This window comes from Schumannella sp. 10F1B-5-1 (assembly GCF_006517535.1).
Lineage (GTDB): Bacteria > Actinomycetota > Actinomycetes > Actinomycetales > Microbacteriaceae > Schumannella.
Genome location: NZ_VHQH01000235.1, coordinates 1 through 259 on the forward strand (window position 1 = coordinate 1; position 259 = coordinate 259).

The 259-nt window shown below is 76.1% G+C and carries 1 pseudogene; it reads left to right on the top strand.

The features are described from left to right. A pseudogene (locus FJ658_RS16505) lies at window positions 1–259 on the top strand (nucleoside triphosphate pyrophosphohydrolase); the annotation flags it as partial.

A 259-nucleotide genomic window follows, 5' to 3' on the forward strand; every position in this document is an offset into this window, starting at 1 on the left:
CCCGACGCCGTGATGGCGCGCTGGGACGAGCTGAAGAGGGTGGAGAAGCCGACCCGCGCGAGCGTGCTCGACGGCATCCCGCAGGGCATGCCGGCCCTCGCTCTCGCGGCGAAGCTCGTGGGCCGGGCCGAGAAGGTCGGGCTCGATCCCGTCGCCGCGGACGCCGTTCCCGCCACGGAGGCTCAGCTCGGCGACGAGCTGCTCGCGACGGTCGTCGCCTCACGCGCCGCGGGCCTCGACGCCGAGCGCGCTCTCCGCG